The 12832-nt window shown below is 70.2% G+C and carries 12 protein-coding genes; 4 read left to right on the forward strand and 8 right to left on the reverse strand.

From position 1 onward, the window contains the following. Nucleotides 1-1111: 1111 nt before the first annotated feature. The 5 genes from QNO07_RS26040 to QNO07_RS27625 form a co-directional block, all read right to left on the reverse strand. Nucleotides 1112-1597, reverse strand: a complete 486-nt coding sequence (locus QNO07_RS26040) for a hypothetical protein (protein WP_283994949.1) — start codon at nt 1595-1597, stop codon at nt 1112-1114. Further along, entirely contained in the window at nt 1594-2385 is a 792-nt protein-coding gene (locus QNO07_RS26045) for a Rad52/Rad22 family DNA repair protein (RefSeq protein ID WP_283994951.1), read from the reverse strand. Before QNO07_RS26045 ends, QNO07_RS26040 begins: the two co-directional genes overlap by 4 nt. Nucleotides 2386-2451: 66 nt before the next feature. Next, on the reverse strand, nt 2452-3219 hold the full coding sequence (locus tag QNO07_RS26050; protein ID WP_283994952.1) for an ArdC family protein: 768 nt from the start codon (nt 3217-3219) through the stop codon (nt 2452-2454). Between the two features lie 89 nt (nt 3220-3308). Beyond that, a complete protein-coding gene (locus QNO07_RS26055) occupies nt 3309-3641 on the reverse strand; it encodes a DUF3846 domain-containing protein (protein WP_283994953.1) in 333 nt (110 codons plus the stop codon). An 86-nt stretch (nt 3642-3727) separates the two neighbouring features. Continuing rightward, nucleotides 3728-4633, reverse strand: a complete 906-nt coding sequence (locus QNO07_RS27625; protein ID WP_349636879.1) for an Rv3235 family protein — start codon at nt 4631-4633, stop codon at nt 3728-3730. Here QNO07_RS27625 and QNO07_RS26065 point away from each other — a divergent pair. Next, on the forward strand, nt 4582-5103 hold the full coding sequence (locus tag QNO07_RS26065) for an HAD domain-containing protein (RefSeq protein ID WP_283994982.1): 522 nt from the start codon (nt 4582-4584) through the stop codon (nt 5101-5103). The two genes, QNO07_RS27625 and QNO07_RS26065, sit on opposite strands and share 52 nt — an antisense overlap. Nucleotides 5104-5123: 20 nt before the next feature. On the opposite strand, the gene QNO07_RS26070 is transcribed toward QNO07_RS26065, so the two are convergent. Beyond that, complete coding sequence (locus tag QNO07_RS26070) at nt 5124-7244, reverse strand: type IV secretory system conjugative DNA transfer family protein (protein ID WP_283994956.1); 2121 nt, start codon at nt 7242-7244, stop codon at nt 5124-5126. A gap of 232 nt (nt 7245-7476) precedes the next feature. Here QNO07_RS26070 and QNO07_RS26075 point away from each other — a divergent pair, with 232 nt between their 5' ends. Further along, complete coding sequence (locus QNO07_RS26075) at nt 7477-8223, forward strand: hypothetical protein (protein ID WP_283994957.1); 747 nt, start codon at nt 7477-7479, stop codon at nt 8221-8223. Between the two features lie 315 nt (nt 8224-8538). Beyond that, nucleotides 8539-9048 (forward strand): GNAT family N-acetyltransferase, encoded by a 510-nt coding sequence (locus QNO07_RS26080; RefSeq protein WP_283994959.1) that lies wholly within the window; start codon nt 8539-8541, stop codon nt 9046-9048. A 15-nt stretch (nt 9049-9063) separates the two neighbouring features. Here QNO07_RS26080 and QNO07_RS26085 read toward each other — a convergent pair whose 3' ends face one another. Then, nucleotides 9064-9336, reverse strand: a complete 273-nt coding sequence (locus tag QNO07_RS26085) for a hypothetical protein (RefSeq protein ID WP_283994960.1) — start codon at nt 9334-9336, stop codon at nt 9064-9066. Continuing rightward, nucleotides 9336-9566: a hypothetical protein gene (locus QNO07_RS26090; protein ID WP_283994962.1), complete on the reverse strand. Its 231-nt coding sequence runs from the start codon at nt 9564-9566 to the stop codon at nt 9336-9338. The genes QNO07_RS26085 and QNO07_RS26090 overlap by 1 nt, the downstream gene beginning before the upstream one ends. 713 nt (nt 9567-10279) lie before the next feature. Between QNO07_RS26090 and QNO07_RS26095 the strand changes: the two genes are divergently transcribed. Next, nucleotides 10280-12775, forward strand: coding sequence for a tetratricopeptide repeat protein (locus QNO07_RS26095; protein WP_283994963.1), 2496 nt, complete (start codon nt 10280-10282; stop codon nt 12773-12775). The last annotated feature ends 57 nt before the right edge of the window (nt 12776-12832 follow it).

Below are 12832 nucleotides of genomic sequence, written 5' to 3' on the forward strand. Positions count from 1 at the left end.
GCCTCCGACTTGCGGGTAGCAGAGCGCTGCGCGCTCGCCAAGCGAAGCCCGGCGCTTCGCGCCGGGCGCGCACCCGCTCCGCGTGTGCGGCCTCGCTCCGCGAGGCCGGCCGTCCGCTTCGCTCCCGGCCCGGGACTGCGCTCCGCGCTGCCCCGGCGTGCCTGGCGGCACGTCAGACAGCTTCGCTGCCTCCACGGTTGTCCGCTCCGCTCCCAACCGTGAACCTCGCACCCGCTACGCGGGTACGAGGCAGCCACCCGGCTGCGCCGGGTGAGGCGGGCTACGAGGGAGGGTGGCCGGGGGCGGTGAGCGTGCATCAGATGGTGGGGGCTGAACCCTTCGCATCACGCCAACTGATGCACATGTACTGTTCGGGATTCTGGGCCACTCCCCCAGAGATTTAGAGGGAGTGGCGGGGCGGCTAGTAGGTCATCGTGAGCCTGCGGGTTTCAACTCGTGAAACCTTCGGAGGGCCAACGAATTCAACTCCAGCCACGCGCACCGCAACGGAGGACGGTACGGCCGAGATACCGCCCTTGGCACATAATTTGCCAGGCACGGAGCTACGACTGTCCGCATCTCCATTTCTCGTGGCTGTCCCGCCCACGTGATGTGCAAGACTTCTCCCTCAACGGAGAGCCGATAAAACTGGATGGCCGGGAACTCACGGTGGATAAGGCGGCTGACGTGAGTTTCCGTAGCCTCTCCACAAAGCCAATTCCTCACGTTCTCACGCTCTCCGTTCAGGGGCGTTACGGAGGTGTGGCGCACGTGGTGAATACCGCCGGAAGCCCCATCGCGGTAGAGGTCGTATCGCTCGGCAGGGATGCCCGCTTGAAGATCGTGCATGCAGTAATGGCAGGTACAGGGCTGTGTGGTGTATTCGCCGTGCAGTTCCTTCACGCTGCCGTTGTAGCGGACGGGCGTGCCGGGAGGCAGTCGAAGGGCGCGGTACTGGGTGAGGATGCGGGGGTGATCGATCACGGGGTGTCTCCTGGGTGTGCTGCGGGTGTGCTGTGGGGTGTGCCGGGGGTGTGCTGGCTGGAGCACACCCCCGGCGTCTTGTGCCTTGTCAGGGGGCCTTCCGGCGGTGTGACCTACGTGGGGTCGGCTATCCGGCGGGGAAGGCTGCGCGGACGGCTTCCTTGGCTTCGTCGTTGCGGAATCGGAGGGTGTGGCCGCCGGTCCTGGTGGTGCGGATCTCGACGCCGGGGACGTCGTGGATTTCTCCGGTCTCTGCGTCGGTGATGCGTGCCGCGTTTGCCTTGGTCATCCGCGTGAGGAGATTGGAGGCAAAGGCGGGTCGGATTTCCGCGACGAACTTCCTTTCAATTTCCGAGGGGTAGTGCTGGGACACCCACTCTCGGAAACTGTGTTCGTCGGTGATCTCCGCTCTTTTCGTGTCCTCGTTGAAGCTGATGGTTCCTACGCGCTCGCCGTCGGGGAGAGTGACCGAGATTTGACGGGTTCCGGTCTCTTCGTGTGCTTTCTCCAGAGCCTTTTGCGTGGCGGCGCGTACGTCTTTCAGTTCTTTTTTGAGCTGGTCGATGCGCAGGATCAGTTCCGCTTCGCGGAGGGAGGTTGCGCGCAGGCTCACGATTCCTCCATGAGCGTTCGGGCTTGCCGGAACTGGTCGGCGGTGCCTTCCTCGACCGGGACACCGAAGAAGCTTCGGAACTGGTCGGGAAGCCCTTCGGTGAAGTTCACCTTTTGGGCTGCGTGCATCATGGCCGCGTATTCCTTTTCCCGTTCGTCCGGCTGCGGCGCCGTCGGCGGCTGCGGTGGTGCCGTCGGCTGCGGTGCGGCTTGGGCGGCCTGCGGCTCCGGGGCGGGCGGTAGGGCGGCCTGCGGCTCGGGCTGTACGGGCGGGTCTGAGGCGGGCAGGTCGCCGCCGGAGGCATGGGCGAGCGTGCGCAGGACCACGGCGTCATGCGATCCGTTGTTGTAGAGGCTCAGCCCGAACTGATCGCCCAGGTTCACGGCGGCGCGCTTGAGTGCCTGGCTGTCGGCGGTCTTGAGCGCCAGGTCGTGCGCGTCCGAGACGCTGGGCAGGTTGATGGCGTCGCCGGTAGCGATGCCGTGCCAGCGGCCCAGCTCGATGCCCGCGACCTTGACCGTGAGCCGGACGGCGCAGCGGTAGACGACGGTCCAGCGGGATTTGCCGCCGTTCTTGGCCGGGGTCTCGCGTTCGTGCATGAGATCGGCGAACAGCAGCTCGGTGCTGTAGCCGCCGAATCCGAAGCAGCGGATGAGGTGGCGGCGGATGTCCCAGGCTTCGACGTGCGCGAAGCCCTTGCCGTCCTTCCCGACCCGGCTGGAGCGGATGGGGGACAGCAACCAGGTCAGTTGCGCGTCGCTGAGCTTGGGGGTGTTCTGCGGGGTCATTTCCGCTCCCTTGGTGCGTGGAGGGAGGGGCCGGGGCGGGGCGGTTGTCCGCCCCGGCCCCGGTTGTCAGAACGGGGGCAGGGCGAGTGCGGCGAACTGCTCAGCGAGGGCGCGGCCGTGATCAATGACGCGCTGTGCCGCGTCGCGTACCTCGTCCGGCTCTCCCGTCTGGGCCTGCGGCGGCGGGGCGGTGCCGGGGTCCGGCACACCGAGGGTGAGCGCGGCGAGATAGGCCGCTGAGGCGGCGTCGTCCGGGCTGAGTCCTCGGGCTGCGGCGGCGGCCGTGAGGGCCGCAGGGATGCCCTGTGCGCGGTTGTAGCGCATCTCCAGGGTGTGCAGGGCCACGGTGGCGGCGGCGTGCAGCTCGTCGGCCGTGCGGGGCGACGGCGGGCCGGGGGGTGCCTGCTGGGCGTCGGCCGGCGTGCCGTCGGCTGGGTCGGTCTGGCCGTAGGCGAAGAGGGTGCCGGTGCTGAAGCCGCGCAGCTCCGGGTCGTTGTCGTCCTCCTCCTTGATGACGGAGGTGTAGATCAGGAGGCCGGGTTCACCGCGCCGGACCTGGCGGCCTTCCGCGCGCCACTGCCGGTAGGTGCGGGTCACCTCGCCGGGCGCCTGGACGGCGATCAGCGCGAGGTTGGTGACGCGGGGGCGGTTGGGGTGCATGGCGGCGGTCCACAGGAACGAGCGCCACGCGTCGGGCTGGGTGAGGGAGCCGATCGCCCAGTCGGCGACGTCGGCGAGCCAGCGGCGGCGGACCTTGCGGGCTGCCGTGATCTGCTCCGGGCTGGCGGTGCGGCGGTTGAGGGGCTTGGGGGGCCGGATTGCTGTTTCGGGCATGGCGGATCGTCCTGTCTGCCAGGGGTGGGTGATGGGGCTGGGGTGGCGCTGCGGGCGGGTGCCGTTCCCGCCCGCAGCGCGCGGGGGTGTCAGTGGATCGCGAGTTCCCGGTAGGTGCGGCCGAGCTGGTCGTCGTTCAGCGGCGCGGTCTCGGGACCGCTGCGGCCGGTGATGACGGCGGTTCCGGCGACCCAGTCGCCGGGGAAGGTGCTTCCGGCCGCGCGCATGACCTCGGTAGCGCGGGGGTTGACGGGCTGGGCCAGCGCCTTGCCGTCCTCGTGCACCCACATGACCCGGTCGCCTTCGAGGGCGACCGCTTGGACGTGGCCGCCGACCTGCTCACGGATGAGGGAGAACAGGTTGTCGCCGTCGGCGTGGTCCTCGTAGAAGACCTCGGTGGGGGTGACGGTGAGGATGCTCATGTGCTTGTGCCTTTCGCGTGGTGATGGGGCTGGGTGATGCTGCGGGCGGGTGCCGTTCCCGCCCGCAGCAGGGGGCTCGGGCTTGGTCAGCCCAGGTGCACGGCGGAGCACCGCCACCGAGTGGTGTCGGGGTCGTGCTCCAGCCGGAACGCCAACGCCCGGTCACGGCCGCTCGTGCTGATCCGGGCGCACACTTCGATGACTCCCGCGCATGGCGTCTGGCTGTGCACGCTGGCCAGTACGGCGGTCCGCTGATCCGCGCGACGCGGGCGCAGGGGCGCCACGGAGGCGAGCGTGCTCACCTGGTCGTAGGCGTGCCCGCGCATGTGCCCGAGGAGGGAGTGCACCGGCCGTCGGCCGCTGAGCACGAGCAGAAGGTGTTCGGCGAACCGGTGGGGCGCCGTCAGCCGGAGGGGAGTCCGGTGGGGCCGCAGCTGAGAACGCGGGAGTTGGGGTGTTGCGGTGGTCACTTTGTCTTTCTCCCTGCGGAGGCGTGGTGATGGGGCGTCGGGTTGGGTGCCGTTCCCTTCCCGACAAGAAAAATTTACAACATGCAAGGTGGGAAGCAGTGGGCGACACGCGGCGCATCGCAGGTTTTTGATCAGCCGGGGAGCCACCCCGCCGGGTGGAGCGAAGCGGAGTCCGGCAGGCCGGAAGCGCAGCGGACGGCATCCCGCGCAGCGGGGCAGCCTCGCGCAGCGAGGCGTGATCAGCGCGCAGCGCTGATCCTCGCTTGGCCGGTGCGAAGCACCGTGCCCACCCGCTCCGCGGGGAGAAAGAAAGATCCCCCGCGGAGACAAGGCCGGGGGGATCTGGGCAGCAGTTGCGGACCTTGAGGCCCGTGGATGTGCACGAGAAGCAGCGCAGGCGGGGCGACGGTCAGATGTCGGGCTTAGATATCGAGGCGGGCACTGGTGGGATCCGCCGCTATCGTGCTCCCGTGACTGGTTCCGTGCAGCGTGCCCTGCTGTTTCTCGATGTCGATGGGCCACTCATCCCGTTCGGCGCGGTGCCCCAGCCGCATCCGGTTTATGCGACGGGTCCTGAACTGCCCGATGCGGACCCGAATCCGCTCCTGAACAGGATTAACCCCGAGCATGGGCCCCGACTGGCGGCGCTCCCGTGCGAGGTGGTCTGGGCGACGACATGGATGACGGACGCGAACGAGTGCATCGCGCCCCGCATTGGTCTGCCCCAGTTGGCGGTGGTGGTCTGGCCGGAGCCGTCCGATATCGATGACCAGGACGAACGCAACGGACTGCACTGGAAGACCCGTGCCCTCGTCGAATGGGCTGCGGGGCGCCCGTTCGCCTGGGCCGACGACGAGATCACGAATACCGATCGGGCCTGGGTCGCTTCCCATCATCAGGGGCAAGCCCTACTCCATCGTGTCGATCCCCGCCGTGGCCTGACTGACAGCGACTACGCGGCTCTCGAGTCGTGGCTGCGACAGCCGGTCTGACACAACTCGCTGCGACAGCCTCAGTGCCACATGTCCGCGCCGTCCACGACCGGCGCGGCGAGCGATTGCGGAACCGGATCGACGGGCGCGGACTGCGGTGGCGCGGGAGGTGCCGGCATCGCGGCGGTGGGCGGTGCCGGCGGCCGGGGCGGTAGCGCAGGCGGGAGCGACACGGGGCGTGGCAGCGGCGGCACCGCGAGGGTCTTGGTGAGCGAGACCTCCGCTTCGGGGCTGGCGGTGTCGAGCCGCGGGGCCAGGGCGATGCGCACGGTCTGGGTGGTGTCCTGCGGGTGCCCGACGGCGACCACCGCCTGCCCCGGAGGGAGGCGGCGCAGCGTCTCGGGTTCGACGATGCGCTCGTGGATGGGGCGTAGCTGGGAGCTGCCGGTGGTGCCGGTGCTGGTGCCCAGGGGGCCGGCGTCGTCTTGGACTTGGAGGGCTTCCTCCCAGCCGGGTCGGGTGCCGAGCAGGGCGGCGAGGGGTTCGGCGGCGGAGCGCTGCCGGTGCAGCAGCATGATGTTGGTGTTGGTCATCACCGCGGCGGTGAACTCGGGGCTGACGGCGTCCAGGTCGGCGATGTCCTGGGTTGCGAGCAGCAGGCCGCCGCCGGCGCCGCGGATGCGTTGGAAGAGGGCGGTCATGGTGGAGCCACCCAAGGCGGAGAACTCGTCGACTCCGGCGAAGAAGAAGCCGCCCCGACTTCCCCAGCGCTCCTCGAGGAGGCGGTCGCCGACGGAGCCGAGGTCGGTGAGGGCGAGGCTGCCGATCTGCCGGGCCGCGCGGGCGTCTCGGGCGGCGGAGAGGCTGAAGAGGACGACGTCGCCGCTGGTGATGACGTGGTGCAGGTCGATCCCGTCGGGCCGGTCGGTGAGGACGCGGCCGGCGTCTCCGGCCGTCATGTTGACGATGCGCGCGGCCAGGCCCGGCACGGAGCGCTGGAGTTCGCGGCCGTCGGATTGCAGGTAGTCGAGGTAGCGGTGCACCTCGCGGCCGGTGGTTCCGGCCAGCAGCCGGGTGCGGTCGGCGAGGGCTTTCACGGACATCAGCTTGGCCAGGTCGGGCAGGTCCCGGCGCCAGGCCCGCGCGCCGTCCGGGAACTGCTCGGTCACCTGCTGGGCGACCAGGTCGTCCAGAGCGCACATCGCGTGGCGCAGGAACACCTCGGACGCCTCGCGGTGGTGCGGCTCGGAGAAGCCGCCGCCGGCGACCTGGTCGAGCGTCTCCACGATCCGCGAGCACGCCTGGACCACCGATCCGTTCCGGATGGGGTTGTAGGTGCTGCCCTGCCCGGTGACGGTCACCAGGTGGAAGCGGCGCCCCGCCGTGGTCGCCATCGCCTCCAGGGCGGTGGCGAACTCGGGGTCGGCCTTCATGTCGATGAACACGATCGGCACCCGAAGCGGTGCGGCGTGGTCGGTGACGACCAGCTCGTGCAGCAGGCGTTCGATCGTGCGGGACTTGCCGTAGCCGGTGGCGCCCGCGACGAACACGTGCTGCCGCAGCGCCGGGCCGGGGAGGTCGCACACGGCGCCGGTGGCCGCGTCGACGCCCACCCGGACACGCAGGTCGCCCAGCCCCTGGGCCGGTTCGCGGTCGTCGGCCTTCTCTAGCGCGGCGATTGCGGCCTCCAGCTTCCGCTCCGGCAGCTGCACGGCGGCCCCCGCCCGCCACCAGGGACGGAACCGCCAGCGCCACGTCAGCCACAGCCCGCCGGCCAGCACACCCGCCGCGACCGCCAGCGGCGCCTGCCCCGCCGCCCAGCCCGGCACACGCCCCGCCACGGCGAACAGCAGCCCCTCGGGACCGGCCTGCAGCAGGGCCTGCGCATCCACATCGGTCAATCCGTCCACGAGCTGGTGGTACGGCGCGCAGTACGCCTCCCACCCGCCGAACACCACCACCACCGGCACAGCGACCGCACCGGCGCCGGCCACCAGCCACCGCCCCCGCAACGCCAGCCGCCGCGCGCACACCGCCACGACCGCCCCGACGACGGCAGGCAGCGGAGCGACGACGGCCCCCAACCCGGTGACCATCCGGACCAGCGCCTCCCACCCGGAGACCGTCCGCCGCTCCTGCCCACCCCACCGAGCCCGCGGCCACTCCGGCCCGTCACCCACCGCACCCGCCTGATTACGCACGACACGCACCGTACCGCCCGCCACCCCCACCTAGCACCACACCGGCCAGCGAGCAGCACACGACGACAAGAAGCCCCCAGACATCAAGGTCACACGTACGGAGTAGGCGTTTCCGCAGGTCAGGCCGCGCGGGACTATTCTGCGGCCCGCAGAGTCCGCGCACACCCGAAAGCACACCCCGCGCACCTCCGGCCCACACCCGGAGTACGGGCGGGAGAGAGGGCGGCCCTTGATGCCGACGACCACGGCCCGGCGCCACGCGATGACGAGCAGGGACCTGGAGATCCTGCAATGGATCGGGAGGTGGCGGGCCGTCACCTGCGCCCAGGTGGCGCGCGAGTTCGACCGCCGCTCGGGCAGCGAGCGCCGCCGGGAGGTATACGAGCGCCGGCTGCGCGCACTCCACACACTGGGCCTGCTCCAGCAGGCGAGGCCGCTGGGCGACCGGCCCCGCATCCACTGGCTGACCCGGGCCGGCATGACGGCCGCCGGGATGGACGGCACCCCGGCCTCACCGAGCGTCGCGGAACTCGTCCACGACCTGGAGGTCATCGAGCTCGCCGACCACCTGACGAACATCCAGCCCGACCACCAGCTCATCACCGAACAGGAGATCCGGCACTGCGAGCCGAACCCCTCCTCCGGCCCCGGCGCCCGGGTACGGTCCGACATCGAGATCGGCGCCGGGCGAGGCACCGGCGGCCGGGCCTTCCCCGACCTGGCATCCGTCGTCACCGGCCCCGACGGCGACGAGCAAGTGTGGGTGCACGAGCTGGAACGCGCCCGCAAAGGCCGCGCCCGACTGATGACGATCATGCTCTCGTACGCCTACGCCAAGCACATCCACGGCGTCGTCTACTGGGCATGGCCCGACCTGGTCGACCTCCTGAACAGCGTGGCGATCGAGGCCAACCGGACAGCCGAGGCAGCCAACCTGCGGCCGTGCATCATCGTCCGACCCTGGGACCCGAAACTATGACGGCCGGTATGCGCCGGGTCTGCTCCAGGGTATGCGTGACCTCTGCGCCTGTTCCTGAGCGAAAGGGCCGCTGAGCTGCGTTTACGTGGCCACAGCGAGCTGACTTCCCCCCCCGGGTGGGCTTGTCGCTACACCTCGATGTAGGCGACGACCACAATCACTATCTCAGGTCGCGGCGCGTTGTCCGCAGGTCAGCTCGATCTGGCAGCGCAAGGGACGTTAGGCATGTAGCGGGTGTGGGTGAAGAGGGACGACAGTCATCGGTCGCGGTAGTGTCTCGGGGCATGGCAGCCGATCTTGCATGTGGGTGGCGTTGTGGTTGAGCTGCGCGCGTTCACCCTTGCCGACGCTGGTGTGATCGTGTCGTGGATATCCGGGCCGGCTGAGCTGTTGACGTGGGCTGGCCCCGGGTTCACCTGGCCGTTGGATGATCCGCAACTCGCCGCCTATGTGGTGGAGCCGGGGCGCCGGACCTGGACGGGCATCGGTCCGGATGGCCGGCTCGTGGGGCATGCGTCGCTGCGGTTGGCCGCTGACGGCCGGTCTGCCAGGCTCGGGCGGGTTCTCATCGCTCCGGAGGCCCGAGGCCAGGGATACGGGGCCGCGTTGCTGACTCAAGTGCTGAAGTTCGCCTTCGCTCAACCGGGCCTGGAGCGAGTGGAGCTGGGGGTCTTCACCCACAACAGCAACGCAGTGCGGCTGTATGAAGGCCTCGGGTTCCGCGTGGATCAGGTGCTTCCCGACGTGGAACGAGTGGACGGGGAGTCCTGGTCCGCGCTGCAGATGAGCTTGGCGCGGGCAGACTGGGCCGCAGGCGTCGCATAGACATGGTGGGTGTGGCTACACCTCGATGTAGGCGACGACCACGACGGTGCGCAGCGCCGTGACGAAGTACAGGACGCGGACGCGCTCGACGTCGTCGGTGTACTGGCGCAGCTGAGGGCCGGCGGTGTCGCCGGGGATCGGCTCGCCGACGTCCGGGTCGACGGAGAGGACGACCAGGGCGCGGTCCAGGGCGTGGATCTCGGCCTCGCTGGTCAAGTTCTCCAACTGCTTGGCGGCGGAGTCGGAGAAGGCGATCCGGGCGCGGCGCGGACCGTACTGCGGGGGCATCAGGCGACGGCCGGGCGCTGCGCAGCGAGCCGTGCGAAGTGAGCCTCGCGCAACTCCTCCCACGGGGTGCACTGCTCGGGGTCGGGCAGGCCGTTGGTGGCGATGTCCTCCAGGACGGCGGCGAACCGGTCGGCGTCAGCGCGGGTCTTCGCCGCGTAGGCGCGCACCGCATCGGCGGCTGCGGGCGCCAGTTGCCGTGCGGTGTCGGCGGAGGACGACTGTTCACTCATCGAAGACTCCAGAAGGAAGAACTAGCTTGTGCCACCACGGTAATCCCGTGTTGGGGCGCTGGGGAGCGGTCCGGGCGGATTGCCTCTGCCCCGATGCAGGTCCTCTGGTAACGGATCTGTCATGGGCAACAAGCCGGGTGTGGGGGTCTGGGATTGTGTGGTTACCACGCATGGTGAATGCGTGGCGTGGGGGATTCCGTAGGCCGGAGCGGGGCTGTGGGTGCTGGGAGGGGTGGGGATGGCGGGTTGGGTGCGGTGGTCGGTCACGGTGGTGGTGGCTGTTGTGGTGTTCGGGGTGTGTTTGTGGGGGGCGCGGTCGGTGTCGTTCGGGTGGATGCCGGAGGCGGAGGCTGATCGGTGGGTGGTGGCGACGGCGTTCGCGACGGTGATGGCCACGGTGGTGGCGGGTGCGGTCGGCTGGTGGGCCGGCCGCGCACAGCCCACCACGACCGGGCCGGTGGAGCGGACGGTGTCGCAGCGGGCCACCGCGTCCGGCCGGGGCCGGGCAACCCAGGTCGGTGGCAACCAGAACACGCCTACCCCCGGCGGGGCCGGGGGTAGGCCGACGAGTGTCGAGCAGGAGGCGGAGGTAGCCGACGACGCGTCGGTGACGCAGGTGGGCGGGGATCAGCGCACGGGATCGGGGGACGATGAGCGGCGACCCCGTTCCTAACCGGACGTCTCAGCAGGCCACTGCCTCCGGCAAGGGGCAGGTGAACCAGGTCGGGCGGGACCAGTACAACCAGACCGCGGTGTACGGCATGGGAAGCGGCCCTGCCCCGCAGGCGCTGAACGCGCTCCCAGCCGTTGCAGCTCTGATCGGCCGAGAGGAGCGCGCCAGCGAATTGTTGGACGTACTCAACCCGTCGGGTCCGGGGCCGGGTGTGGTGGTGGCGACGGGGCTTGCGGGGGTCGGCAAGACCGCGCTGGCCCTGCACGCGGCCCACCGTGCCGTCGAAGCCGGTTGGTTCGGCGGGGGTGCGTTGTTCGTGCACCTGCGCGGCTACGACCCGGCCGGACCGGTCAGCGGCGAGCAAGCGCTGGAAGCGCTGCTGCGGGCGCTGGGCATCAGGGAGGACGACCTGCCGCCCACGCCTAGGGAGCAGGAGAACCTGTACCGCTCCGAACTGGCCCGGCGGGGCAAGGTAGGGCCGGTGCTGGTCGTCGCTGACGACGCCTCCGCCACGACGCAACTGGTGCCCCTCCTGCCGGCATCCGGTGGGCACCGGCTGCTGGCCACCTCCCGCGACGCCCTCACCGCCCCCGACCTTCCCGCCCGCCTGGCCCCCCTAGACCAGCTCGACACCGAACCAGCCGTTGCCCTCATCGCCTACGCCCTCACTCGCGCTCGACCAGACGACCCGCGCCCGCACGGCGAGCCCGAGGCCCTGCGGGAGGTGGCTGGGTACTGCGGGGGTCTACCACTGGCGTTGACGATCGTCGCCGCCCAGGCCACCGCAGACCCCGGCCTCCCTCTGACCACGCTGGCCGCCGACCTCGCCGACACCCGCACCCGCCTGAAAGCCCTCCACTACGAGGATCGTGACGGGCGCTCCCTCGGGGTGCAGGCGGCTTTCGACCTGTCCTACCGGCGCCTGGACGAACACAGCGCGCGGCTGTTCCGGCTGCTGTCACTCAACCCCGGCCCCGACCTGGCCACCGACACCGCCGCCGCCCTCACCGACCAAGACGCCCGGCCCGCCCGGCAGAGCCTGGCGACGCTGGCACGGGCCGGGCTCCTCAACGAACAACCCATCGGCTCCAACCGGTGGCGCATGCACGACCTGACCCGCCTCTACGCCGACGACCAAAGCCGACGCCACGACAGCGGACCGGACCGGCAGCAAGCCCTCGGCCGGCTCTTCGATCACTACTGCGACGCCGCCGACGCGGCGGACGACCACCTGCGGGCGCTGCCCGGGCAGCGTGCTCCCGACCGCTTCCCCGATCGCGCCGCAGCCCTGGCCTGGTTCGAAGCCGAACGCCCCAACCTCACCGCCACCGTCGCCCACACGGCCACCACCGGCCACCCGAAAACCACTGTGGTTCTGGCCTTCTGCATGGGCCTCTACCTGACCCAGTTCCGCTACTTCCACGACGCCCTCACCACCGCACAACACGCCATCACCGCCACCCGCCACCTCGGCGACCGCCGCCGTGAAGCTGGGGCGCTGAACAACCTCGGCAACGCACTGGAGGAGGTGCGGCGATTCGAGGAGGCCATCACCGCACACACCACCGCCGCCGACATCTTCCGCGACCTGGGCGACCGCCATAACGAAGCCCATGCGCTGAACCACCTCGGCAACGCCCTCCAGGGAATGCGACGGTTCGAAGACGCCATCACCGCACACACCACCGCCGCCGACATCCACCGCAACCACGACAACCGCCACGGCGAAGCCAAGGCACGCAACAACCTCGGCCTCGCCCTGCGAAAGGTGCGGCGATGCGAGGAGGCCATCACCGCACACACCACCGCCGCCGACGTCTACCGCGACCTGGGTGATCGCCACGGCGAAGGTGGCGCGCTGAACCACCTCGGCATTGCGCTCCAGGAAGTGCGACGGTTCGAAGACGCCATCGACGCCCACACCACCGCCGCCGACATCCACCGCAAGCTGGGCAACCGCCACGGCGAAGCCAAGGCGCTGAACAACCTCGGCAATGCTCTCCAGGGAATGCGGAGGTTCGAGGAGGCCATCGACGCCCACACCACCGCCGCCGACATCCACCGCGACCTGGGCGACCGCCACAGCGAAGGTGGCGCGCTGAACAACCTCGGCAACGCCCTCCAGGAAGTGCGGCGGTTCGAAGACGCCATCACCGCACACACCCAAGACCTCGTCATCTGCCGCGACCTTGATGATCGCCACGGCGAAGCCCTAGCCCTGAACAACCTCGGCGGTGCTCTCCAGGGAATGCGGAGGTTCGAGGAGGCCATCGACGCCCACACCACCGCCGCCGACATCCACCGCGACCTGGGCGACCGCCGCGGCGAAGGTGGCGCGCTGAACAACCTCGGCCTCGCCCTCCAGGAGGTGCGGCGGTTCGAGGAGGCCATTACCGCCCACGCCACCGCTGCCGACATCTTCCGCGACCTGGGCGACCGCCACAGGGAAGGCCTGGCGCTGTACAACCTCGACCTTGCGCAGAGTAGGGGTCGATCTTGGAGATCAGCACTGCGGCGGAGACCCCCACACGGGTGAGCCCTCACCGCTGCGGCTCGCGACAGATCTCTTTCCACTGCTCGACGGCGCGTGCTC

The organism is Streptomyces sp. 549, from assembly GCF_030124175.1.
In the GTDB taxonomy this organism is placed as follows: domain Bacteria; phylum Actinomycetota; class Actinomycetes; order Streptomycetales; family Streptomycetaceae; genus Streptomyces.